Annotated in this window: 21 protein-coding genes and 1 riboswitch; of the genes, 12 read left to right on the top strand and 9 right to left on the bottom strand. The window is 65.5% G+C overall.

All coding sequences use genetic code 11. From position 1 onward, the window contains the following. Positions 1-64 precede the first annotated feature (64 nt). Positions 65-691, top strand: a complete 627-nt coding sequence (gene yczE, locus AC1L34_RS10695; RefSeq protein ID WP_480034761.1) for a membrane protein YczE — start codon at positions 65-67, stop codon at positions 689-691. On the opposite strand, the gene AC1L34_RS10700 is transcribed toward yczE, so the two are convergent. Both AC1L34_RS10700 and AC1L34_RS10705 read right to left on the bottom strand, forming a co-directional pair. Beyond that, positions 688-2,301 (bottom strand): ABC transporter permease, encoded by a 1,614-nt coding sequence (locus tag AC1L34_RS10700; RefSeq protein WP_424325744.1) that lies wholly within the window; start codon positions 2,299-2,301, stop codon positions 688-690. The two genes, yczE and AC1L34_RS10700, sit on opposite strands and share 4 nt — an antisense overlap. After that, the gene (locus AC1L34_RS10705) at positions 2,298-3,218 is read right to left on the bottom strand and encodes an ABC transporter ATP-binding protein (RefSeq protein ID WP_424324658.1); all 921 of its coding nucleotides are present in this window, start codon (positions 3,216-3,218) and stop codon (positions 2,298-2,300) included. The genes AC1L34_RS10700 and AC1L34_RS10705 overlap by 4 nt, the downstream gene beginning before the upstream one ends. 59 nt (positions 3,219-3,277) lie before the next feature. On the opposite strand from AC1L34_RS10705, the gene serC reads away from it, so the two are divergent. The 3 genes from serC (at position 3,278) to AC1L34_RS10720 (ending at position 6,462) form a co-directional block, all read left to right on the top strand. Further along, positions 3,278-4,411, top strand: coding sequence for a phosphoserine transaminase (serC, locus tag AC1L34_RS10710; RefSeq protein ID WP_424294351.1), 1,134 nt, complete (start codon positions 3,278-3,280; stop codon positions 4,409-4,411). A 162-nt stretch (positions 4,412-4,573) separates the two neighbouring features. Continuing rightward, complete coding sequence (gene sepH / locus AC1L34_RS10715; protein WP_424294350.1) at positions 4,574-5,560, top strand: septation protein SepH; 987 nt, start codon at positions 4,574-4,576, stop codon at positions 5,558-5,560. Beyond that, positions 5,560-6,462 carry a DUF6928 family protein gene (locus tag AC1L34_RS10720; RefSeq protein WP_424325745.1) on the top strand — a complete coding sequence of 301 codons (903 nt, stop codon included), beginning with the start codon at positions 5,560-5,562 and terminating at the stop codon, positions 6,460-6,462. The genes sepH and AC1L34_RS10720 overlap by 1 nt, the downstream gene beginning before the upstream one ends. A 174-nt stretch (positions 6,463-6,636) precedes the next feature. Here AC1L34_RS10720 and AC1L34_RS10725 read toward each other — a convergent pair whose 3' ends face one another. Next, positions 6,637-7,500 carry a TrmH family RNA methyltransferase gene (locus AC1L34_RS10725; protein WP_424294537.1) on the bottom strand — a complete coding sequence of 288 codons (864 nt, stop codon included), beginning with the start codon at positions 7,498-7,500 and terminating at the stop codon, positions 6,637-6,639. 74 nt (positions 7,501-7,574) lie between these two features. Between AC1L34_RS10725 and AC1L34_RS10730 the strand changes: the two genes are divergently transcribed. Continuing rightward, positions 7,575-8,807, top strand: a complete 1,233-nt coding sequence (locus AC1L34_RS10730) for a GNAT family N-acetyltransferase (RefSeq protein WP_424322342.1) — start codon at positions 7,575-7,577, stop codon at positions 8,805-8,807. Positions 8,808-9,019: 212 nt separating this feature from the next. Here the strand turns inward: AC1L34_RS10730 and AC1L34_RS10735 are convergent, their stop codons facing one another. Continuing rightward, positions 9,020-10,510: an NCS2 family permease gene (locus AC1L34_RS10735; protein ID WP_424293332.1), complete on the bottom strand. Its 1,491-nt coding sequence runs from the start codon at positions 10,508-10,510 to the stop codon at positions 9,020-9,022. A gap of 99 nt (positions 10,511-10,609) precedes the next feature. Between AC1L34_RS10735 and AC1L34_RS10740 the strand changes: the two genes are divergently transcribed. Further along, complete coding sequence (locus AC1L34_RS10740) at positions 10,610-10,864, top strand: DUF2530 domain-containing protein (RefSeq protein WP_424293333.1); 255 nt, start codon at positions 10,610-10,612, stop codon at positions 10,862-10,864. On the opposite strand, the gene AC1L34_RS10745 is transcribed toward AC1L34_RS10740, so the two are convergent. The 3 genes from AC1L34_RS10745 to AC1L34_RS10755 all read right to left on the bottom strand — a co-directional run bounded on the left by AC1L34_RS10745 (position 10,840) and on the right by AC1L34_RS10755 (position 15,221). Continuing rightward, the gene (locus AC1L34_RS10745) at positions 10,840-11,574 is read right to left on the bottom strand and encodes a phosphatase PAP2 family protein (RefSeq protein WP_424323593.1); all 735 of its coding nucleotides are present in this window, start codon (positions 11,572-11,574) and stop codon (positions 10,840-10,842) included. The two genes, AC1L34_RS10740 and AC1L34_RS10745, sit on opposite strands and share 25 nt — an antisense overlap. Positions 11,575-11,662: 88 nt before the next feature. Then, positions 11,663-14,440, bottom strand: coding sequence for a sacsin N-terminal ATP-binding-like domain-containing protein (locus AC1L34_RS10750; RefSeq protein WP_480034762.1), 2,778 nt, complete (start codon positions 14,438-14,440; stop codon positions 11,663-11,665). Then, complete coding sequence (locus tag AC1L34_RS10755) at positions 14,421-15,221, bottom strand: DUF3027 domain-containing protein (protein ID WP_424293336.1); 801 nt, start codon at positions 15,219-15,221, stop codon at positions 14,421-14,423. Before AC1L34_RS10755 ends, AC1L34_RS10750 begins: the two co-directional genes overlap by 20 nt. A 220-nt stretch (positions 15,222-15,441) precedes the next feature. Between AC1L34_RS10755 and AC1L34_RS10760 the strand changes: the two genes are divergently transcribed. Next, positions 15,442-17,247, top strand: coding sequence for an MFS transporter (locus tag AC1L34_RS10760; protein ID WP_424293337.1), 1,806 nt, complete (start codon positions 15,442-15,444; stop codon positions 17,245-17,247). Positions 17,248-17,289: 42 nt separating this feature from the next. Continuing rightward, positions 17,290-17,874 (top strand): DUF2771 family protein, encoded by a 585-nt coding sequence (locus AC1L34_RS10765; protein ID WP_424293338.1) that lies wholly within the window; start codon positions 17,290-17,292, stop codon positions 17,872-17,874. 113 nt (positions 17,875-17,987) lie between these two features. Here AC1L34_RS10765 and AC1L34_RS10770 read toward each other — a convergent pair whose 3' ends face one another. After that, positions 17,988-18,419 (bottom strand): cold-shock protein, encoded by a 432-nt coding sequence (locus AC1L34_RS10770; protein WP_424296218.1) that lies wholly within the window; start codon positions 18,417-18,419, stop codon positions 17,988-17,990. Between the two features lie 110 nt (positions 18,420-18,529). Here AC1L34_RS10770 and AC1L34_RS10775 point away from each other — a divergent pair, with 110 nt between their 5' ends. The 3 genes from AC1L34_RS10775 (at position 18,530) to AC1L34_RS10785 (ending at position 20,367) form a co-directional block, all read left to right on the top strand. Continuing rightward, on the top strand, positions 18,530-18,739 hold the full coding sequence (locus tag AC1L34_RS10775; protein WP_424296214.1) for a hypothetical protein: 210 nt from the start codon (positions 18,530-18,532) through the stop codon (positions 18,737-18,739). Positions 18,740-18,798: 59 nt separating this feature from the next. After that, complete coding sequence (locus AC1L34_RS10780; protein WP_424296215.1) at positions 18,799-19,272, top strand: flavin reductase family protein; 474 nt, start codon at positions 18,799-18,801, stop codon at positions 19,270-19,272. 267 nt (positions 19,273-19,539) lie between these two features. Beyond that, positions 19,540-19,724, top strand: a riboswitch (cyclic di-AMP (ydaO/yuaA leader). 7 nt (positions 19,725-19,731) lie between these two features. Then, positions 19,732-20,367, top strand: coding sequence for a transglycosylase family protein (locus AC1L34_RS10785; RefSeq protein ID WP_424296217.1), 636 nt, complete (start codon positions 19,732-19,734; stop codon positions 20,365-20,367). A 245-nt stretch (positions 20,368-20,612) separates the two neighbouring features. Here the strand turns inward: AC1L34_RS10785 and AC1L34_RS10790 are convergent, their stop codons facing one another. Further along, positions 20,613-20,792, bottom strand: coding sequence for a hypothetical protein (locus AC1L34_RS10790; RefSeq protein WP_424296371.1), 180 nt, complete (start codon positions 20,790-20,792; stop codon positions 20,613-20,615). A 46-nt stretch (positions 20,793-20,838) separates the two neighbouring features. Here AC1L34_RS10790 and AC1L34_RS10795 point away from each other — a divergent pair, with 46 nt between their 5' ends. Continuing rightward, entirely contained in the window at positions 20,839-23,175 is a 2,337-nt protein-coding gene (locus tag AC1L34_RS10795) for a helicase-associated domain-containing protein (RefSeq protein WP_424324236.1), read from the top strand. Positions 23,176-23,224: the final 49 nt, after the last annotated feature.

The raw sequence follows: 23,224 nt of genomic DNA on the forward strand, positions 1-23,224 counted from the left end.
TACGCGGATACGCCACCACTAAATCAACTTGGCTTCCACCGCACGTCTCCGCGACAGTGGACGCATGACGAAACGACTTCTCTCGTTGATGGTGGGGCTGGTGATCTACGGGGTCTCGATGGCGATGATCCTGCACGCTGGCCTCGGCAACATCCCGTGGGACGTCCTCCACCAGGGCATTGCCAACCAGTTGGACATGAAGGTTGGGGTTGTCACGATCATCGTCGGCGCCATCGTCTTGCTGACGTGGTTGCCGTTGCGGCAGCGGCCCGGGTTCGGGACCGTCGCGAACGTCATCGTGATCGGCCTCGCGTTCGACGCCGTCAGCCCGTACCTGCCCGACAGTCCGGCCGTGGTGATCGCCATCCCGATGATGCTTGGCGGCATTGTCCTCAACGCCTTCGCGACCGCCCTCTACATCGGGGCGCGACTGGGCCCTGGTCCGCGCGACGGGCTGATGACCGGCATCGTCGCGCGCACCGGATGGTCGGTGCGCGCGGTCCGTACGGTCATGGAAGTCGCGGTGGTCGCGATCGGCTTCTTCCTTGGCGGAACCCTCGGTATCGGCACGCTACTGTACGCGGTCGGCGTCGGCCCGCTAATCCAATGGTTTGCCAAGGTGATGGGGGTAACGGCAGCCGTCGAAGGCCACACGGCCGTCGAAGTGGAGACCGTCCCCGCGACCGACTAGCCCAGGTCCCGCCGGTTCCACCACCGCCATGCGAGCAGGCCGAACACGGCCGCTACGACAGCGGGCACCAGCAGCGGCAACACCGTGACCGGCTGCAGCGGAATCATCGGGACGTGCGTGAACGGCGAGATATCGCGCACCCACTGCGGCAGCCCCAGCATGGTCCCGAAGGGGCCAAGCAGCCACGAAGCCAACAGCAGCGGCCACCCCACCACCGCCAGCCGACCGCGATAGGCAAAACATGCGACGGCCAGCATCATGGTCGCCGCGACAGCGGGGATCGACGCGGCCGCCACCCCGAACGCAGTCTGCGCGCTCGTCGCCCACCCAACACCCGAAAGGCCAGCACCCAGCACGATCGCCGCAGGCGCAGCGATCAGCGCCACCAACACGGCGACGCCAATCATCGTGGTTTGCGCCGCAAAATACCGACTGCGTGACACCGGATTCGCCAGCAGCATCTCCATCCGCCCGCTCGTCTCCTCCGACCGCCAGCGCGTCAGCAACGACACCCCCGCACCCACGGACGCCACCACGAGGAACGCGGTCATGGTCGAGAGGAAGATCTGTGTGAGCGTCCCGTTGGTACCCGCCGACTTCAGGAAGTCGGTCACCGTCTGGTTGGTACCTGCAAGCGCTTCAACCTGATTGGTGACGATCCCGACGATGACGCCGTACGACGCGATCCCGATGGCCCAGGACGCGATCGTCGAACGATCCAGACGCCAGGCCAGCGCGAACGTCGACCGCAGTCCAGGAGCAGTCGCACGCCCGGCACGGTCGGCGACGAGGCCGCCGCCCAGGTCGCGGCGTCGTCGTACCGCAGCGGCCACAGCCAGCCCCACCGCCAGCATCCCCACCGATGCCAGCGCCGGCCAAAAGTTGTTCTTGTCGAACGGGGCGATCTCTTCTGCCCACCCGATCGGCGACGTCCAGCGCAGCCATCCGAGGCCGTCGACAGTGTCGGCCACACCGCGCAAAACGTAGCCAGCCATCACCACCCCGGACGCCGCACGATTGGCGATGCTGCTGTTTGGGAACACTTCCGCCGCCACCAGCGCGAGTCCGACTGCCGCCACGCCGGTACTGGCATACTGCGCGAACACTGCCAGCAGCGACACGAAGTCACCGCCCGGCGCAATCAAAAGGGTCGCTGCCATTGCCGCCGACGTCACCAGGACAAACCCAATCGCGACACTGACCGCAGCGACGACCGGTGCTACCGACCCGACAGCACCGGCGAGCACCAGCTCGGTCCGCCCCGCTTCTTCCTCCTTACGGGTTAACCGCACAACCGTCATCGCGGCGCACACCCCCAGCGCCGCGATCATGAACAGTCCCGCCCGCCACGACGTCAGCGCCGCCAGTGACTCCGACTGTGGGACATTCCCGAGGAGAAACTTGAAGGCCGCGTTGGTGCCAGCGGCCACCCGCAGGGATATCGCCTGCGCGGGATCGCCTTCCATCGCCGCAATCGTGGCCCCCGTCGACAGACCGATCGCGACGAAAAGTACGACGGTGACGGGCGTGATGATCCGTTCCCGCCGCACATCCATCCGTGCGAGCAGTGGCCAACGGGTCACGGCAGCAGCGAACGCCGACGCCGTCATTCCCGCTCGGCTCCGCTGTAGTTCTGCAGAAACAACTCCTCCAGGCTCGGCGGCTCAATCGCCAGGCGCGTGACCCCCGCGCCCGACAGCGCGGCCGTCACCGCCGGGAGCGCGGCGTCGTCGACAGTGAACGTCACCTCGCCGTCCCCGAGCGGTTCGAGATCGTAGATACCGGGCAGGTTGGTTAGTCCCCCGCCAGCGGCAACCGCTGCCGTCACTCGGGATCGTCGCAGGTGACGAAGGTCGTCGAGCCGTCCGGCCTGCACGGTCCGACCGCCCCGGATGATCGTGACGGTATTGCACAGTTCGTCGACCTCGGCCAACAGGTGCGATGACATCAACACCGCAGCACCCCGTTGAGCTCGCTCAGTGACATTGCGGGCAAACTCCCGAACCATCAGCGGATCGAGGCCCGACGTCGGCTCGTCGAGCACCAGCAGGTCGGTATCGGCGGCGAGCGCGGCAATCAGCGCGACCTTCTGCCGGTTGCCTTTCGAGTACGACCGTGACTTCTTTGTGGGGTCGAGTTCGTAGCGATCAATCAGTTCTGCGCGTGCCGGGAGTGCGGCCGGGTCGATACCGCGCAACTGCAAGAGCAGGTCGATGCATTCCCCGCCGGTGAGTTGCGGCCACAAGGTGACGTCACCGGGAACGTACGCAATCCGGCGGTGAATGGCGACGGCGTCGCGGTGCGGATCCATACCGAAGACCGTGGCGGTTCCGCCATCATGACCGAGCATGCCGAGCAGGATGCGGATCGTCGTAGATTTGCCCGACCCGTTGGGGCCGAGGAAGCCAGCGACATCACCAGCTTCGACGCGCAAGTCGAGACCGTCGAGCGCAGTGAATTTGCCGAAGGTTTTTCGCAGTCCCTGCACGTCGATGACGGTTGAGCCTGCGGTGTCCGCGTGAGTCACCCCACGATCGTAGGCCGCTGACGCGCAGGATACCGGCGGTCTGTTTTAGAATCGTGACCATGACCGATACTGCAATCACGCTGCCAGCCGAACTCCTTCCCTCCGATGGCCGCTTCGGCTGCGGGCCGTCGAAGGTCCGCCCCGCCCAGCTGCAGTCCCTCGTCGACACCGGAGCCTCGGTATTCGGCACCAGCCACCGCCAGGCACCCGTGAAGAACGTTGTTGGCGATATTCGCTCCGGCCTGTCCGACCTGTTCTCGCTGCCCGACGGCTACGAGGTTGTCCTCTCCAACGGCGGCACCACCGCCTTCTGGGATGCCGCAGCCTTCGGCCTGATCCGCGAGCGCGCCCTCAACCTGACATACGGCGAGTTCTCGTCGAAGTTCGCCACCGTCTCGAAGAAGGCACCCTTCCTAGCCGACCCGAAGGTCATCTCCACCGACCCGGGCACCGCGCCGGATCCGGCCGCACTGACCGCCGCCGATGTCGAAGGCGTTGACCTCATCGGCTGGGCACAGAACGAGACCTCCACCGGCGTGGCCGTGCCCGTGCTGCGCCCGGCTGTCGCAGGCGACGCACTCGTCGCGATCGACGCCACGTCCGCCGCTGGCGGCCTGCCCGTCGACATCGCGCAGACCGACGTCTATTACTTCGCGCCGCAGAAGAGCTTCGCCTCCGACGGTGGCCTGTGGGTCGCCATCATGAGCCCGGCCGCCCTGGCACGCGTTGCCGAGATCAAGGAGTCGGGCCGCTGGTGCCCCGAGTTCCTGTCGCTGCCGACCGCCGTCGACAACAGCGCCAAGAACCAGACCTACAACACCCCGGCGCTGGCATCGCTGCTGCTGTTCAAGAACCAAATCGAGTGGATGAACACCAACGGTGGCCTCGACTTCTGCACCGGCCGCACCGCCGATTCCAGTGCGCGCCTGTACAACTGGGCCGACGCCAGCGAATTTGCCAGCCCGTTTGCTGACGGCCCGCACCGTAGCGCCGTCGTCGGCACCATCGATTTCGCCGACAACATCGACGCAGCCGCGATCGCCAAAACGCTCCGCGCCAACGGCGTCGTCGACACCGAGCCCTACCGCAAGCTGGGCCGCAACCAGCTGCGCATTGGCATGTTCCCGGCCATCGAGCCCGAGGACATCAGCAAGCTGACGCAGTGCATCGACTACATCGTCGAGCGCCTCTAGTTTCTCTCGCCAGACCGCTATGCTGCCCGTCGAAACTTTTCGGCGGGCAGCATTGCTTTCAGCACGCCAGTAGGCTATTAACCGCGTGTCCACCCATCGTTTGTCACAAAAGTTAACTAGGGTGGGCTACGTCCGCGTACGTCGTGACCGGAGGAGGAGTCGATGCGCGAATTGCACGCCGACCGCTTAGACTCCGACGGTTCACACATCGTCGTCATGGATCTTGAGTCGGGTGAGGAGTTCATCATTCCTATCGACAAAACCCTCCGTTCCCTGGTTAATCCAGCAGAACCGGGTACACCCACGGCACCGGAACCGCCGATGCCCGATGCCAACAGTCCCGCCACCGGCGTCACCGAACCAGAGCAGCGCGCCGCCGCGGCCCCGAGTTTGACGCCACGGGAGATCCAAGGTCGTATTCGTGCCGGATCGTCGGCCGAAGAGTTAGCGGTGGCCACCGGTGTCAGCGTCGACAAGATCACCCGCTTCGCCCACCCCGTTCTGCTTGAGCGCGCACGCGCGGCCGAGTTGGCGCGCGCCTCCCATCCGCGCAGCGTCGACGGCCCCGTTGCCGGGACACTCGGCGAGATTGTCGCCGAATGCCTTGCCCTGCGCGGTATCCCGGCACAGAAGTCCGAGTGGGATGCGTGGCGCAGCGAATCCGGTCAATGGATGGTGCAGGTGCGGCCAGACCCCGCCGATGAGGCCACCGCACGCTGGCGGTTTACCCCCGGCTCACACGGTGGCATCACCGAACCGATGGACGATCTGGCCGTCGAACTGACCGAACCCGAGCTCGCGCGCACTGTGCGGCGACCGGTTGTCGCGCCGGTGCCCGTCGAACGAGACCCCGAGCCCGAGCCAGCACCCCGACCGTCGCCGCCTTCGCGCGAGATCGATGCTGAAGGCCACGAGTTCGTGACCGTCGACGCCGACGATCTCACCGAACAACAACAGCAGCGACGACGCGGCCCACAGTTCGACGAAGTCCTCGATCTCAGGTACGACGACGAGACACGGGTTGAAGCCCCGACCCCGCGAGAAGAAAATGAATCAACCACCCCGCGACACCGTGGCAAGCGCGCGACGCCAACGGTCCCCGCGTGGGAAGATGTGCTGCTCGGTGTACGCAGCCATCCGAACGACTGATGCGACTGGGAGACTCGGTGCTGCCGAATATTTCTGCACTCTGGTTTGTTGACTGCGCCGATCCGGCAGCCGAGTTGCGGTCGGGTGTCTACATCGACCCCGCCCGGACGATGGACCTCATGGAACGCGCCTTCGCGGACAACGAGGTGACGCCGATCGGCACCGCCGACTTAGCGTCCGCCGCCGACAGCGCCGAGAACCGAGTTTTTGCGGCCCATTTTGGCCGACTCGCGGTGATCGCCGGGACCAGTCTGCATACCGCAGATCCGACGGAACTGTCGTCGTACCTCACCGATCTCGGCTTCGGAGAGTCGTGGGTGCTGATTTCCCTGGATCCCACGTCGGACACCGGCTGCTTTGCCCGTTGGAGCCGCGGCGACCTGCAGCGCGCCTTCGCTGGCACCTCGACTCGCATTGGCGAAGACACTGGCCTGCCCTATCCGTTTGAACGTCCGTTCTGGGCTGGCGAGCGTCCGCAGTCCCACGAGACCCACGATCCGCTGGCGTTGCCGTTCCATCCCGGATGGCTCGCCGACGCCGCCCAGCGCACCTGGTTTGGTTTTGGCTTCGGCGATACCGACGAGGGCAGCGTGGACCCAACCCAGATTCCCGTCACCGTCTACCGCATCGGCCCCGACGACGGCTTCGACAACATCATCGAAACGTCGGTGTCGCTTCGTCGCACCACCGCCTCGGCTGAATCGTCGACACCGGGTACCTCGGAACAAGAAGCCGAGACCGAACCCGGCCCGAGCGTTGTCCCGGAACTAGTCTCGGCGGTGGTCCCAGGCACCGGCGAGTCGGAAGCGGAGCAAACCGCCCCCATCGAACCGGTCAGCGATTCCCCCGCCCCGAAGGCCGGCCCCATCTCTCGCTACTTCGGTTTCCGCGGGCGGCTTTAACCGGCCCACTTCCCGCTTTTCTAGCGCCCCCGTTGTCCCGCATTTCTGTCACAAAACAACCAAACCAACGCCGAACCGGGCGATCGGTGACGGTTGTGCAGGTCGACGGCCGCGTTTTGTGACAGAAATGTGCGACAACGCGCGCAGCCATTCCCCGATCTACGACGCCGCCAGCTAGCGCCGGGCGCGTTCGTAAAACGCGATCGCAGCGGCCGTCGCGACGTTCAACGAGTCCGTCCCGCGGGCCATCGGGATGCGGGCTCGGACGTCGCAGCGTCGCATCGTGTGCTCAGCCAAGCCCGGACCTTCCGCGCCGACCAAAAACGCCACCCTGCCGCCGGTCACCGCATCCGCGAGGGGCACACTCCCCACCCCCGGCGTCAGGGCGACGGTCGTGAAACCGTTGTCGCGCAACAGGTCCAGATCACCGGGCCATGCCTCCGACCGCGCAAACGGCACCAGCAACGCGTGGCCCATCGACACCCGCACGCACCGTCGGTACAGCGGGTCGGCACTGCCCGCACCAAAGATCACCGCGTCCACGCCCAGGCCCGCAGCGTTACGGAAGATGCTGCCAATGTTCTCGTGATCGTTGACGCCCTCAAGCACAGCGACCGTCTCGGCACCGTCGATGATGTCCGGCACCGCCAGTTCAGTGGGCCGTCGTGCCGCTGCCAGCACACCGCGGTTGAGGTGAAACCCGATCACATCCTTCATCACCTCGGCGCTCGCCCGATAGAAGGGCACACCCGCCAGCGCGGGGTTCTTCAGGTCGTCCACGAGCTCGCCCAGCCGTCGACTATTGCCGAAGAACGCATGCGGCGCGAAACGCGAGGCGATCATGCGCTGCACCACCAAGACGCCCTCGGCGATAACGAGGCCCTTCCCCACCCGGCCACCCGGCAGTGCAGGCACATCGGGGCGACGATCCACCGAGTTCAGATCGCGGAAGTCGTCGACGCGCGGATCCGCCGGGTCATTAATGTCGATGACGTCAACGGCAAGCTCGTCGGTCGGGACAGCATCGTTCAAATTCACCCGTCAACGGTTTCATACCCGTGCCGAGCGCCGGTCGCCGCATCGGTCAGCGACGGCTTTGAGACAATGAACGAGTGAATACGCCAACTCCGCACCCCACCGAACCGCTGTCGCTGGAACGGCCGCGGGATGACGACTGGCCCGAAATTCTCGCCATCGACGCACGTGCTTTCGCGCTCCCGCAGCCGCTGCCCAACGATGAGATGATCGAATTCCGCGACCGGGCCAGCGAAGGCGACACGGTGGTCGTGCGCGATACCGCGACCGACGGTCAGCCCATCGTGGCTGTTTCGCTGTACTTTCCGGTCCCCCTCACGGTGCCTGGCGGTGCTGTCGCTGCCACGGCGGGACTGTCGTGGGTGTCGGTCTCGGCCACCCACCGTCGACGCGGGTTGCTTCGGCGCATGCTGACCGAGCATTACCGCGTGTGGCGCGAACGCGACTTCCCGCTCGCCACCCTGACCGCGTCGGAGGGCGGGATCTACGAGCGGTTCGGGTTTGGGCCCGCCGTCTTTACCCACCAGGTGCGGATCGCGCCGTCGGCCGCCAACTTCCGGACGCCGGCCCCCGCAGATTCGCGGGTCCGTTACGGTTCCGCAAGCCAAGTCGCGAAGCATGTTCCGGCGGTGCACGCCCGCTGGGCTGCCAGCCGTAACGGCGCGATTACCCGCCCCGACACGTGGTGGCCGTCGATCCTCGCCGACCGCAGCTTCCGTCGGAACTCGCAAACCTCCGACCTGCACTACCTGCTGCACGCCGACGGGTACGCCGCCTACCGCATCGACGCGCGTGACAAGACCGCCATCGTCGACGACATCGTCACCGCGACCGATCAAGCCCACACCGACCTGTGGCGTGTCCTGACGAGCCTGGACCTGATTTCGTCGGTCACCGCGACCATTCCCGTCGACGATCCGCTGCCGCACAAGCTGACTAATGCGCGCGCCGTCCAAGTGCAGGGCCGCGCCGACGAATTGTGGGTGTCGATCCTCGACGTGAAGGCCGCGTTAGAAATGCGGACCTACGGTGCCGACGGCGCGCTCGTCATTGACGTCACCGACAGTTTCGGCGACCGCGCGGGCCGGTACGCACTGACTGTCGTGGGTGGCGCGGGCACCGTCGCCCCAACCGACGCCGATCCCGACGTGCGCTTGGATATTTCGGCACTGTCGAGCGTCTACCTCGGCGGAATTGGGGTGCGGGAGCTGGCGCAAGCCGACCGGATCGACGCCGATGCGGAAGCCACCGCACTGTTGGCCACCATGTTCACTGTTACCGAAGCCCCGTTCGCCGGAACGTACTTCTAGAAGTCGCGGGGCGTCGTCGTAGATCGCCTGTGCTCCCCGCTCCAGGATCCGATTTTGGCGTTCGCGGCCCCCTCATTTTCCCCCTTTTCTGTCGCGAAACGCGACCAAGCGACGACCAGACCGTCACCGATCGCAGTGATCGGTGACGGTCTGATCGAATCGTGACAGAAAAGGGAAATGAGGCGGAGCCGAAAAACGCCCGAACCGCCCCGCTAACTGATGAGGTCGGAGATGGGGCCGCGGGCGAAGTAGACGATGAAGAGGGCGGCGACGATGTAGAGGAGCGGGTGGATTTGCTTCCACTTGCCCTGGCCGACGCCGATCGCGACCCAGCTGATGAAACCGATGCCGATGCCGTTGGCGATCGAGTACGTGAACGGCATACCGACGATCGTCAAGAAGGCCGGGAGCGCGTACTCGAACTTCGTGAAGTCGATGTCGCGGATCTGACCCATCATCAATGCGCCGACAATCACCAGCGCGGGAGCAACCGCCTCCATCGGGATCACCTTGTACAGCGGGGTAAAGAACATCGCCGCCAAGAACAACACGCCCGTCACGATGTTCGCCAGGCCCGTGCGCGCACCTTCGGCAATGCCGGCCGACGATTCCACAAACACCGTGTTCGACGACGACGACGCCGCGCCACCGACGATCGCGCCCGTACCTTCCACGACCAGCGCCTTACCGATACCGGGGACGTTGCCGTGCTCGTCGGTGAGTCCGGCTTCTTTACCGAGGCCGGTCATGGTGCCCATGGCGTCGAAGAAGTTCGACAGCACGAGGCTGAACACGAAGACGCACGCAATCAGGACGGTGACGTGCTCAAACGCGCCCGAGAAGGCTCCGAACAAGTCCACTTGACCCACGAGGCTGAGGTCGGGCATGCCGCCGACACCGTCGGGCATCTTCGGAATATTCATGGCCCAACCACCATTGCCGTCCGCCGCGCGACCCAAGCCCATAATCGATTCGACGATGATCGACACGACCGTCATGATGACGATTCCCAACAGCAGACCACCGGGCACCTTGCGGACCACCAGGATTGCCATCAGCAGCACGCCGACGACGAAAATCAGCGTGGGGACGGTCGCGATGGAACCGTCAGCGCCAAGTTGGACGGGCGGAGCGTGCGAGTCGGCCGGTCGCGTCACAAAGCCCGCGTTAATGAGGCCGACAAACGCAATGAACGCACCAATACCCGCGGCGATCGCCGACTTCAATTCGTCGGGCACCGAGTTCAGCACGGCCGTACGGACGCCGGTAAGACCAAGCAGCACGATGATGATGCCGTCGATAACCACCAGGCCCATCGCTGCGGGCCAACTCATCTGCGGCGCGATCGTCACCGCAAGGAGGCTGTTAATACCGAGGCCGGCGGCGATGGCGAATGGATAGTTCGCGACCATGCCGAAAATAATCGACATAACACCGGCAACCAGGGCGGTCACCGCCGTCACCTGCAAAACCGGCAGCACATTACCGAGTGCGTCCGCATTCATCGGTTCGCCCGGAATACCGCCGATGATGATCGGGTTCAGCACGACGATGTACGCCATCGTGAAGAACGTGACGAGGCCGCCGCGCATTTCGCGCGAGATCGTCGAACCGCGTTCGCTGATCTTGAAATAGCGGTCCAGGACATTGGTTTTGGTCCCGGGATCGGCGTCTTGCGGTTCCTTCTCGGCTGGATCGCTCATCGGCGCGTCCTCACTGTCGAATCGTCACGAGTTCGACCAATTCTTACCTATCGCCACCGCCCCCACGTCGTCGCCCGTACAGAAAGCTACGATCGAGTCATGTCGGACGAGTCGCAGATCCCCCCGCTGCCGGAAAAACTGCGGGCCCCCGAACCAGTCATCGTGGTCGGCATGGTGATCTGGGCGGTCGCGACGCTGGTGGTGTGGCTCGGCAATATCGGCCCCGACCGCGCCCTCACCGTGTGTTTGGTGGGCCTGGTGGTCGGCCTCATGGGAACCACGTTGGTGCTGGTACAGAAGGCCGCGGTTCGACGTGGCTCGCGCGGAGCTCAGGAAGGGCTCGACGTCCCCTGATCGGTACCTGACTTCGGTTCCGCCAGCGGCGTTGCTTCAGGCTGCGGCGCTGCTTCTCGCTGAGGGGATGTCGGCTTCGCGAACCTCCCGGCAACTCGCCTGCCTGGTTCCGGTGCGCTGCGCGCGGAAACATTCACCGAGCGTTTGGTGCCGACACGCAACAGTGCCGGCCGACGGATCAGTTGGTCGTGGGCAAACAAGCACAGCACGAGCCAGAGAATGCCAAAGATCCAGCCGAACAGCACATCCGACATCCAGTGAACGCCCAGGTAGACCCGACTTAATCCAATGAGCACGACGAGACCTGGCGCCCACAGCAGAACCGCCGACCGAGCCCTCACCCGCGGAAACAGCCGGAACACAATGACCGCGGTGAGCCCGTAAACGACGGTGCTGAGCATCGCGTGACCGGACGGAAATGATGCACCCCCGACATCGATAAGACGATCCTCGACAGGTGGTCTGGGGCGGGCGAAAGTTACTTTCAGGATCAACATCATGACGTAGGCGCTAATTGCACCAAGCACGATGAGGGCCGACAGGTCGATCCGATTGCTGAGCCACGTCAAGACCAGCACGCCAATCACGACGAGTGTCAACGTCAGCGTGTCGCCGAATACCGTCACCAGGTGCACGATCGACGTCAGCGGCTCGTGACGGGACTCCGCCACCCAGTCGGTGATGCGATTATCAAACGAAAATTGCTGCACTGCGCCCTCGGCCTGCTCTCCGACGATTCGTATCCGGTACTAACCGTACTGGCTCAAGCGGCTCAATTCCGATCGCCGCACCCTGTTCTCAGGGTCGCGATCGTGCGAGGTGGACTGTGCCGGTGTCGTCGACCCAGATCGGCACGCGATGACTGCTCACCCGGTCCTGGTCTGCCGAGCCATCATCCGCGTCTTCCATGTCGCTGTCACCGTCGGTAATTCGGACGAGCAGGTCGTCATGGAGCACCACCTGACGCGGCCCGACCATGCCGGACGCAGCCAGGAGTACGACCGCCTCGGCCGAATCGGGATCGACGGCCTCGCCAGCGAGGTCGGGCAACGCTTGATAGGCCTCAGACGCGATCGGCACATCGAGTAATTCTGCCAGGTGGGCGGCCGCCTCCGGCAGCGGTGGCAGTCCCGGCAACACGGCACGAGTGTGCGGTACCACGGCCACCCACCACGGTTCCGGCACCACCACCGCGTCGCCCGCCACCGTGCCCGCCAGGGTGCGAGCACCCGTCGGCGGCTCTACGTCGGCGACGCGGTATCGGCCGTCGGTCAGTCCGGCAACGAGTGCGGTGTGGGCGCGGATAGCCACTCCGGGTTCAACGGCCCGGTCCGGGTCCGCGAGGGCACTGAGCCAATCGCTCGCATCGTCAGCATCGTCCGGCAGGTCGCCGACAAGAAGTCCGGCGGCTGCGTCGGGCACGTCGATCGCGTCGAAGAGTCCGCGCATCGCGCTGTTGTCGACGGACCTGAGATGCCGCAGCGGGGTGCCGTCAATTTCCGCGTAGCGACGCAACCACCAGCGGGTATAGCCGCCCAGCAGCAGTGGCGCGGTGGCCTCGTCGGTGGCCAACAGCGACAATGCGCGCGACCAGCGATCCGGGTCAACAAGGTCGAGGTCGCGGACCGCATGCACCTCCTCTGGAGGCACCTCGTGGCTGTCCCACCATTGACCTTCGTCCGGAAGGTCGTGGTCGGGGGCCACCGGGCCAGGATCGTGAACGACGGAGAAGCCCCATCCGACGCCCAACCGCAGCAAGGCGCGACGGTCGTACTTTTCGACGACGCTCGCGGCGACTGTCCCAAACGGCGAGTCCTCGACGAGGACTTCGACGAGCGGGCTGTCGGGTAGGAGGAGTTCGTCGGCGGGCCAGAGTTCCCCGTCGTCGCCGAGCAGTTCGAGGCTGCCGAGCGCCGCGGGCGCAGGCCCGGCATCCGGGAGCGACAGGAGACGAAGGACCACATCGGCGAGGTTGCCGTGCGGGTTGTCACCGTCGAGTTCAGCGGCCAGGCTCGGATCGTCCAGGGCTTGCGCGGGAGTGATGCGGGTGAGGCCGAGACGCTCCAGCAGCGGATCGTAGGCGGCCGGTGCCACCGTCGGAACCCAGGTGAGGACCGGCGGATCGTCGATCGCGTCGAGTCCGTCGACGAGAAATAGCCCGCGGCAGCCGACATGCATCCGTCCGTCTGCACGTGGAACGGGAAGTGCGCCAAGCTCTTCGGTGTCCCGCGAGTCAACAACCGATCCCGACAAAGCCGCGTACAGCCTTGCCCACCAGGTCGGATCCTCACCCCCAACGCCGGACAGCAACTCGGCGAGATCGGCCAACCCCAGCTGCCGGGCACCCAAACCCACCAGCAGTGACGCCGTCACCCGGTCACTGACGTCAGGGTGCGCGAGCGGTTCAAGCACCTCCCCGAGCAGGTCCGCGAGATCGGCGGTAAGCCCCGGAAACACCCAGGTGCGCTCCGGTGCCAAAGCCTCCCCCGTCGTCGACGGCACCCACCGGGCACGCGTCAACTCCGCACGAACCGCGTGTCGCAGTGCGCCGTCGACACGTCCCGCTGCCAGAGCTGGCGGCGGAATCACCGCCTGCTTCTGATCGTCGGGAACCAGCGCCACCAACTCCGGATAGCCCGCCGCCGCAGGAGCCACGTCGGTACCCGGATGCAAGTCGCGGCGGTCGGGCGTCAACGGCAGATTGGTGATGACGCGCGCAGGCAGCGTCAACTCGATGTCGGTGGCCGTCGGGCTGCGCAGCACGTCACGCTCAAGTCCGACGACGCGGCCACCGTGCAGCGGAACCAGCCATCGCGTCCCGGACGAACGGGCCACCAGCCACGCGCGGTGGTCGTGGCCGTCACGGGTGATGCGGACGCTCTCCCCCTCGTCAAGGCGCCGGAACACCGTGCCGCCAGCGTCGATCTCGTCAATCGACTCCAGCTCTAGGAGCAGGTCAGGGGCCTGATCGACCGATTCGGCCACCAGCGCGGCAGCCGCTTCGGGGTCGGCGACCGTCAGAATGATCTCGGTGTCGAAACCCGCCGACACCTCCACGTCCGACGGCCACGCCAGTCGTTGCGCTGGCAGTCGTTCCACATCGACGTCGGGGGCAAAGTCAGCGACTGCGGCAGCGGTGCGCTGGCGGTCGAACACGATGGATCCGCTGCGCGAGGCGATCACCACTCGCGAGGCAAGCGATGTGGCGCGGAACCCCATGCCAAACCGGCCGACTGTCGTGGCTTCGGCATCGGGGTGCTTCGGAGAGACGCGCAACGCCGTCAGCGACTGCACACCCGCAACCGTGAGCGGCGCGCCGGTGTTGGCTACGTGCACGTCCGCTCCGTCAGCCCAGATACAAACCCGCCCCACAATGCCCGCAGTGCCCGCGGCGTCAGCGGCATTAGCTGCTAACTCGGTGAACAGTCGATCGCGATAGCCGATCTCGAGGAGTTCGGCTTCAGCGGCCGCATCTTCGGCCAGCCTGGTGGACGAAGTTCGCCAGCCAGTCAGGGTGGCGTCATTGAGTTCCGCGGTGCCAAACGGGTCCGCGGAATCAGGCTGGCGACTGCCCATTCTCCGGGGCCGACTCTTCGTTGCTGGCCGGGGTCGGCAACGTGACAATCTCGATGGCACCGTCGTCGTAGGCGTCGTAGGCGGGGCTACCCTCGCCAGTTGGTGCCTTCACGTCCGAGTGCGCACCGCAACCGTACTCAACAGACACGACGCGGCCGTCGGCCGACAATTCGTTGGCGCAGACACCGAATCCGCCGTGCAGCGCACCCGCGATCGGCAGGTAGAAGCCGCACGTTCCGCACGAGTGGCGGGAGTTGCGCGCCATCGCCGAGGTAGGACCGTACTCGCCGTCGTACCAGCGCTGCGCCGCCTCGGCACGACCGTCGAAAGACAGCAGCCGTTTGCGGCCCAAGCCGATTTCGGCGTCGACCTGACCGACTTGGTCGCGGTCGACGGGGTCGATGTCGAGCGTGTCGATCTGGCCGGAGACCAGGCGGGGATCGTCGGCGGGTGCCGCCAACATGTCACCGGGACTCAAGTCACCCGCTGCGACACGATCGACCCATGGGACCCATTCGGGTGCCAGCAGGGCGCCGTCGCCGGGAAGCAAGACTAGTTCGCTGACCGTGATCTCGTCCGACGCTGGGGCACCCGCGACGACAACGCACCACTGCCAGCCCCGATAGCCCGGGACCTGTGCGGAAAAGTAATGGGTGGCGGCGTATTCGCCCTCGGCCCGGGCACCCAGATGCTCACCGGGAATCTCGCCCTCGGCAACCAACGCTTCTCGGGCAAAGGCGACGGCGTCGACCAAGGCGCCGTTCTCGAATGCAACACTCACGTATCCAGTGTGCAATAGCGACCGGGGGGAATGCACGTCAGGGCCGATCGACCACGGCGTTTGCCCCATTAAGGACCCACTGCGACCCCCTGCGTTGCTGCCGATCTCCAACGCGATGGGCCCCAGACGCCCACGATCTTGGCTGTGACATGTCATCCAAACGACGGCGACGCGACGCCTGTTCAGCCCCGTGTCGGCAGCATAGGGAACAATTGAGTTTGTGAACTCCCGTCGATCCGGTGACGACCGCCCCAGTGGCGGTGGTCCGCAGCAACCTCCGCCACGTCAGCGGAGACCTGCACCGCATCCCGGCCAGGCCAATTACCCCGCCGATCCGCGTCCGCGCGTCCCGACCCGCCCGTTTGAGCAGGGTCCCCGACCCGACCCGCGCAGTCGCCCCGCGAGTGACGGCTATCTGCCGCCGCGGACCCGCAACCCGCATCTGCCGCCGCTCGAAGACCCCACCGAGTACATCCCGACCGGCCCCGGCGACAACAACACCGCGGACCCCGCGGGTCGGCGTGGTGCCGAGTACGTGCCGCCGGAAAAGGTCACCGTTGTCCGCGTGATGGCTCGACGCTCGCGATACTTCACCAAACGCGGCGTCGACATGGTGCAGCGTGCGGCCACCGCCGACGGTGCCGACCGTTCGGGCCTCACTGCGCTCACCATGCCGGTCATCGCTAACAGTGCGGTCGACGCTGCAATGGCCGTAGCCCTCGCCAACACCCTGTTTTTCGCGGCAGCGACCGCCGAGTCGAAAGTGAACGTTGGCCTCTACCTGGCGTTGACGATCGCGCCGTTCGCGCTCATCGCACCGTTGATCGGACCGCTGCTCGACCGTCTCCAGAATGGTCGTCGTATCGCGATGGCGAGTACGTTTGCGCTTCGCGCCGTACTGGGCCTGCTGATTATCGTGAACTCGTCGTGGGACGCCGACACCGGGCAACTGCAATACAAGCCGTGGGTCCTGTACCCGTGCGCCCTCGGGCTCATGGTGCTGTCCAAATCGTTCGGTGTCCTCAAATCGGCGATCGCGCCGCGAGTGCTGCCCCCAACCATCGACCTCCCGCGGGTGAACTCGCGGCTCACCACGTTCGGCCTCATCGCGGGCACCATTGTCGGTGGCGGCATTGCCGGCGCATTCGAAGTCGTGCTGGGCAAGGCGCTCCCGTTCCACATCCCGGGTGCCATGGTTTTCCTGGTGGTCATCGCCGTGATGGGCGGCTACTACTGCATGAGGATCCCGTCGTGGGTCGAAGTCACCGAGGGCGAAGTTCCCACCACCATCACCTACCGCGGCAATCCGGATGCCGAAGCACCGACCGAGCCTCACCAAAAGCCGAGCCTGTCGCGTCGTCTCACCGAAAAGATGCGACAACCGCTCGGCAGGTCAGTCGTGACGGGGCTGTGGGGCAACGGCAGCATCCGCATCCTGACGGGCTTCATGACCCTCTACACCGCGTTCTACGCGAAAGCCCAGGAACATGTCGGTTCTGGCTGGCAGCAGCTTCTCCTGTTGGGTGCCGTCGGTGCCGCGGCAGGCGTGGGCAACGCCATCGGTAACGGCGTCGGCACTAAGTTTGAGCTCCGGAATCCCACCAACATCGTGGTGATGTCGACCGCAGCAACGTTCGTCGGCTGCCTGTTGGCCGCGGTATTCAACAGTTTTGCCCTGGTGGTGGTCGCGGCGTTCATTGGTTCCGGCACGAGTGCCATCGCCAAGGTGTGCATGGACTCAAGCATCCAGGACGATCTCCCCGAGGAGTCCCGGGCGTCGGCGTTCGGTCGCTCGGAGACCGTGTTGCAGTTGTGCTGGGTGTTTGGTGCCACGCTGGGCGTGCTGCTGCCGACCGAACTGTGGATCGGTTTCAGCGTCGTTACCGCGTTCGTCGGCATTGGGCTGGTTCAGACGGTGCTCACCAGTCGCGGCAGCACCCTCGTCCCCGGGTTCGGTGGACGTCGCCCCGATCACGCTGCCCCCACGATGCCGATTTCGGTGCCGGACCATCTGCACCGCAACTGACTAAGACACCAGCCGCCATCCCCGACAGAAAAGGACCTTCACGTGTTGCAACCGGGAGACAAGAAAGCCCTCGCGATTCTGGGTGCGGTGATTGTCGCCGCACTGGTCATCATTGCGGGCGCCACCACGCTGCTGGTTCGCGGACACGAGAAGCCGCTCCCGACCGTCGCCTTCCAGGCTGGCGATGATCTCACGCAAGCATCGACCCCGCTCTGGTGTTCGGCCACCATGACGGACTGCAAGTTCGCGCGGGCCAACGGTGACGTGAGCCCGATCGTCGCCGATCATGCCGTCGCGATCGGCGATCAAGCCGTCATCAGCGTGCCGAAGGAAGTCGCCGACGGCCCGTGGGCACTCATCGCCGAGTACGCCACCAAGCAGGGCATCCAGCGCGTGCAGTACCTGCATATGCCGAACGAGATGTTCACGCAGGTCCTGCGTAGCGAGCCCGATCGTGTCCTGTTGGGCATCGAGGTTTCGGCAATTTCAGCGGTCATGGAGCAGGTGCCGGGCCAACCCGAGTCCACCGACGGCGACCTCGCTATCCGCGGAGTCTTCGCCGTCCGAACCCTCCCCGTCGGCTTCCAAATCCCCAACATGACCGAACTCCCCGGAGTGAAGGGCTAACGAGCCCCGCTCGCTCCGCTCCCTCGGTTCTCGCATGATGCGTCGATTCCCGCACTACGTCTGACGTAGTGCGGGAATCGACGCATCATGCGAGAACGAGTTTGGGCGGCGCGTTACCGGTCGAGTTCGCGCGTGACGCCGCGAACCACTTCGGAGATACGCTGCGCCGTCTTGCGATCGGGGTAGCGCCCGTTGCGCAGATCAGGCTGCACTTTGCTTTCGAGCAGGGTGATGAGATCGGCGATCAAACCGTGGAGTTCATCAGGCGAGCGCCGCTCGGCGTCGCGTTCGCGACGACCTGCTTCTCGAGCCGCCTCACGCGTATTACGTGCGACGCTGGGCGCAGGTTCGAGCACAGCCACACGCAGCGCCTGCGGCCCACGACGTCCGGCAGCCATGTCGAACTCGACCTTCTGGCCGACCTTCAACTCGCCAACGCCTTCCGGCAGCGCGTCGGCGCGGACGTACACGTCCTCGCCGTCGGTCTGCGACAGGAACCCAAACCCCTTTGCGGAGTCGTACCACTTCACCCGGCCCGTCGGCACAACGATCACCCTCACACTGGTCTGCCACATACAAAAGCGCCTGAGCCCGATGGCAGTCCGAGCAGAGGCGCACTGCACGCGATTCTACCGCCAGGGATACCGTTGATGCCATGCAGACCCAGAAGTCTTCGCGCTTGCTCGCGACGGCCGTCATTCTTTTCGGAATCGGCATGGTCGCCAGCATCGCCCTGCTGTTCCCCGCCGTTCGCGACACCGGCACGGTCATCGTCACGATCGTCTACGTGCTGGCCATGTGCGCGCCCCTCGGATTCTTGTTGGGGCTGATCTTTGCGTTGCTGTCGGGGCGGCGCAGTCGGTGAGCGGAGCCCGCGTCGATCATTACGAGCGACCGTTTCGTCCCGCAACCGACACTGCCACGGTGAAGCGGGCGTTTAGCGCCTACCCGTCGGGCGTCGTCGCAGTGTGCCGCCGCACGGAGGCATCGGATGGGCCGATCGGCATGTCCGCGAGCGCGTTCACGACAGTGTCGTTGGATCCCCCACTGGTGTCGGTTTGCGTCCGAAAAGGATCGACAACCTGGCCCGCACTGCGCAGCGGAACCCTGGGCGTCAGCGTCTTCGCCGCGCACCAGGGCGACATTTGTCGGCAGCTGGCTGGCCCTCCCGCCCAGCGGTTTGACAGTGTGCGGCCAACCACCGACGACTCCGGTGCGGTGTTCATTCCGGGTGCGACGGCGCAACTGGCTTGCACCGTGTTCAACGAGATCGACGCGGGTGACCATCTGTTGATCTTGCTGCGGATCCAGTCGTTGCGGAGCGACCCCGATCTTGAACCCCTGGTGTTTCATGCGAGCAGTTTCCGGGCCCTCGAATCGAGACGGGCACAAGCCTGAGAAGCAGCCGTGTCGGACGTCTCAATTTGGATGTGACGTTTGTCACATAACGGTTGGATAACGAACCGGACACGGGCCGACCATCAGGCCCTGAACAGGGGAGACGCCAACAGTCACGGAAATCGGCCCCTACTCGCCGTTAACATCGCCTTCGCGAAAACGTGAACTGCCGCCGCCAAGTCCGTAGTGTTCGTGTCGGTCGCCATCCTGGTGACCACACCAACGCAGTTGCACCGGTCGCGCCAAGCCTCGCTCCGCCGATGCAACACCCGCAATTTGCAGTTTCAGGAGCGAGGACGGGGGACCCAACATCCTCCGGGACGGTTGGCTACGAAAGTGGACAACCTTGGGGTTAAGTCCCAGTGGCGTCACAACCAGTGACGCCGGTGCGGACCGGGCACCTCTCGCTCGAACCCGACAGCTCACCTCGTAGGCGCGTGGAGAGAGGAAGAAAACGTTATGACCGGACGTCACGCAAAGCAGTCGACGAACACCACCACCAAGACTTTCGCCAAGATTGCCCTCACCGGCGCGATCCTCGGCGGCGGCGCAGCCCTGATGGGCGGCGGCCACGCCTCGGCAGCATCCGATTCCGAGTGGGACCAGGTTGCACAGTGCGAGTCCGGCGGCAACTGGGCCATCAACACCGGCAACGGCTACCACGGCGGGCTGCAGTTCAGCCCGAGCACGTGGTCGAGCCACGGTGGCGGCCAGTACGCCCCGACCGCAGATCAGGCGACCCGCGAGCAGCAGATCGCCGTGGGCGAGCGCGTCCTGGCAACCCAGGGTAAGGGCGCATGGCCGTCGTGCGGTGGCCCGCTGTCCGGCCCGACGCAGCGCACCGCTCCCACGACGCCCGCCAAGCCGGTCAACCCGCTTGCCCCGTCGCAGAAGAGCGACAACGCCCCGAAGACCGACAACGTTAAGTCGTCGGACGAGGCTGTTGCCAAGGTCGACAAAAAGGTCGACGACTCGAACCTGAGCCCCGAGGTCCGCAACGCTTGGAAGGCCGCGAAGAACTCCGGCTACAAGCTGACTCCGGAACAGCTCAACCTGTTCAACCAGAACCAGGGTCTGCTGAACAACATCCGCTGATTCTTGCTCTAGACGAGAGGCCCCCGACCGATGGTCGGGGGCCTCTCGTCTACCTCCTCCCCGTCCCCCACTCCTCGTTCTCGCATGATGCGTCGATTCCCGCACTATGTCGGACATAGTGCGGGAATCGACGCATCATGCGAGAACGGCGGGGAGGCGGGAGGTGCGGTCCGCTCCCGTCATCGCTTGAGAGCACAAAAGGCCGACTAGCCATTCCTGGCTAGTCGGCCTTTTTGAGGTATTGGTTAGCGGTTGACGACCGTCTTGGACTGAATGAACGGGAGATCTTCCGCAGCCTTGGGGAACTCGGTGTCACCAAAGGGTGAAAGTGCGCCCGCGAGGTGCGCAACCAGTTCAGTCACTGCATGCTCGTCACCGATCTCAGTCGGCCAACCGTTGTCTACGTATCCAGTCTTCTTAGCCACGGCCTCATTGTGCCATGCCGCTCCCCTCGGCGGTAACGTTGTCCCAATGAGCCCGGACCTGCCGCTGCGCGGGTTGGCCGATGATCTCTCAACACGTTCCGACGAAGCCCTAGTGGAACTGCTGATTGTTCGGCCCGACCTCGCGTCTCCCCCACCCCGCGGCACCGGTGTCCTCGCGCAACGCGCACTGTCCGCGGCGTCGATCGCACTGGCTGGCGAAAGCATCGACCTGCTGGGCGACGCCGTCCTGGAAGCCTTCCTAGATGCGGCGGCTGAGATCGGCGAGCGCAAGGAACTGCTGGGCCCCGTCAGCCGCGACGACATCGTCGAACGCCTGGGAAAACGCGCATTGCGCGCAGAGATCGATGTGCGCCTAGATTTCCTCCTCGCCCGCGGACTGCTGTGGGGCACCGGACCACTCAAGCGCGGGAAGCACACGCATTGGCTCGGCGGCGCACACCTACCTGCCGCCCTTCCCTGGCGGGCACACAACCTGCTGGGCCCGATGTCGCAACTGTCGGCCGAAACCATTCGCGAACGGATCGACGCCGCCGACGACCGCCAGCGGGAACTCCTGACGACTCTCGCCAAAGGGTCGGCACTCGGTCGCAGCCGCGATGCCGCTCCCAATGCCAACCCCGAAGCGCCCGTCCCACAATTGATCACGCGCGGGCTTTTGGCCCGAGTCGACGAGCAGACCGTCGAACTGCCACCGCAAGTGGCTCAGCTCTTACGCGACCAGCCACCGCTCGAGACCGCGAGTCTGCGGGCCCCCTCGCTCGCCACCACTTCGCCCGGCCGGTTCGACGCCAAAACCGTCGACGCGGCCGGCGCTGGTGAAGCTCTCGAACTACTGCGGCACGCCGACGACCTCATCGAAGCACTCGGTTCGGCCCCCGCCGCGATCCTGCGATCCGGCGGTATCGGAATCCGTGAACTCCGCAGGCTCGCCAAAACCACCGGACAATCCGTCACCCGCGTCGGTCTCCTCGTCGAACTCCTCGCGCAGAACCGGCTACTCGGCTCGGGGACCCCCGACTCCGACAGCCTTGACCTCATGCCCGACAACGTCTTTGCCCCCACCGACGCCGTCGACGCCTGGGCCCACCAAGACAGCACGCGCCGATGGTTGGGGCTGGCACGCGCCTGGCTCGACCTCCCGCGCCGACCCTGGCAAATCGGCGACACCGACCGCGAAGGCAATACGCTCGCCGCACTGTCGTCGGAACTCTTCGACGCCACCGCCATCTCCGGGCGCCGCCAAATCCTCGACCCCCTCAGCGAAGCCGCACCCGCGCACCCGGTCACCTTGGACGCGTTGACGAGCGTTCTCGTGTGGCGACATCCCCGCCAACTGCGCCGCTTCACGTTGCACGTCGTCAGCGAAACCGTGCGGGAGGCGCGGGAACTGGGGCTTACCGCGCACGGGTCGCTCACGAGCGTGGGGCGCGCACTGCTCGCCACCGACACCGACGACGATGCGCCCGCAGCCGTCGTGGAAGCGATGAACCGCTCGCTCCCCAACCTGATCGACTACTTCCTCGTCCAAGCCGACCTCACCGTGATGGTGCCCGGCCCCCTCGAACCCTCGACCGCCGACCGCCTCCGACTTCTCGCCGACCTGGAATCCGGCGGTGCCGCGTCGGTTTTCCGCATCACCGAAGACAGCATTCGACGCGCATTGGACACCGGACTCGGCAGCGCCGAACTGTCGTCGTTCCTGGAAGATCATTCGCGGACGCCGATGCCGCAGTCCCTCACCTACCTGATCGACGACGTCGCCCGTAAACACGGACAGTTGCGCGTTGGCCTGGCGTCGTCGTTTATCCGCTGCGACGACACCGCCACCCTCGCCGAAGTTCTCCGCACCGACGCGGCCACCGACCTCGCTTTGCGGGCGCTGGCACCAACGGTCGCCGTTTCTGCGGCACCGTTGCGCGAAGTAATCGACCGCCTCCGCGAAGCTGGTTTCGCTCCCGCGGGAGAAGATTCGGCAGGTGCTCTTATCGACCTGCGCAGCCGTGGCGCGCGCGTCCGCTCCCACGCCCACTCCGGGACACCCGCGGCTCGTCGTTCCGCCTTGGGACCGGGACAGGCTGCCGCAGTCGTCTCGCGCATGCGTACGGCCGACCGGGCGGCCAGTCCGGTCACGACGGCAGCCTCGGGCACACCGTCGGGCGAAACCGTCACGATGCTCATCCAACTGGCGCTGCGCACGGGGCGGCGCCTGCGGATCGGCTACGTCGACGCGCACGGTGCCGCGAGCCGTCATGTGGTGCAAGCACGTTCGCTCGCCGCAGGGCAATTGATCGCCAGCGAAGAAGGCACCGACGACGACCTGCGCTTCCCGCTGCATCGCCTCACCCTGGTCGAGGTTCTGTAACTGCAGGTCGCGCCGAATCCGGGCAGGTGGCAGCGGCGGCGGCAAACCT

The organism is Gordonia sp. 34D, from assembly GCF_056682775.1.

What these genes read in the sequence shown, in the direction of transcription:
- yczE (WP_480034761.1), top strand. Translation starts at nt 65, where the DNA reads ATGACGAAACGACTTCTCTCGTTGATGGTGGGGCTGGTGATCTACGGG.
- AC1L34_RS10700 (WP_424325744.1), bottom strand. Translation starts at nt 2,301, where the DNA reads ATGACGGCGTCGGCGTTCGCTGCTGCCGTGACCCGTTGGCCACTGCTC.
- serC (WP_424294351.1), top strand. Translation starts at nt 3,278, where the DNA reads ATGACCGATACTGCAATCACGCTGCCAGCCGAACTCCTTCCCTCCGAT.
- sepH (WP_424294350.1), top strand. Translation starts at nt 4,574, where the DNA reads ATGCGCGAATTGCACGCCGACCGCTTAGACTCCGACGGTTCACACATC.
- AC1L34_RS10720 (WP_424325745.1), top strand. Translation starts at nt 5,560, where the DNA reads ATGCGACTGGGAGACTCGGTGCTGCCGAATATTTCTGCACTCTGGTTT.
- AC1L34_RS10735 (WP_424293332.1), bottom strand. Translation starts at nt 10,510, where the DNA reads ATGAGCGATCCAGCCGAGAAGGAACCGCAAGACGCCGATCCCGGGACC.
- AC1L34_RS10740 (WP_424293333.1), top strand. Translation starts at nt 10,610, where the DNA reads ATGTCGGACGAGTCGCAGATCCCCCCGCTGCCGGAAAAACTGCGGGCC.
- AC1L34_RS10750 (WP_480034762.1), bottom strand. Translation starts at nt 14,440, where the DNA reads ATGGGCAGTCGCCAGCCTGATTCCGCGGACCCGTTTGGCACCGCGGAA.
- AC1L34_RS10775 (WP_424296214.1), top strand. Translation starts at nt 18,530, where the DNA reads ATGCAGACCCAGAAGTCTTCGCGCTTGCTCGCGACGGCCGTCATTCTT.
- AC1L34_RS10785 (WP_424296217.1), top strand. Translation starts at nt 19,732, where the DNA reads ATGACCGGACGTCACGCAAAGCAGTCGACGAACACCACCACCAAGACT.
- AC1L34_RS10795 (WP_424324236.1), top strand. Translation starts at nt 20,839, where the DNA reads ATGAGCCCGGACCTGCCGCTGCGCGGGTTGGCCGATGATCTCTCAACA.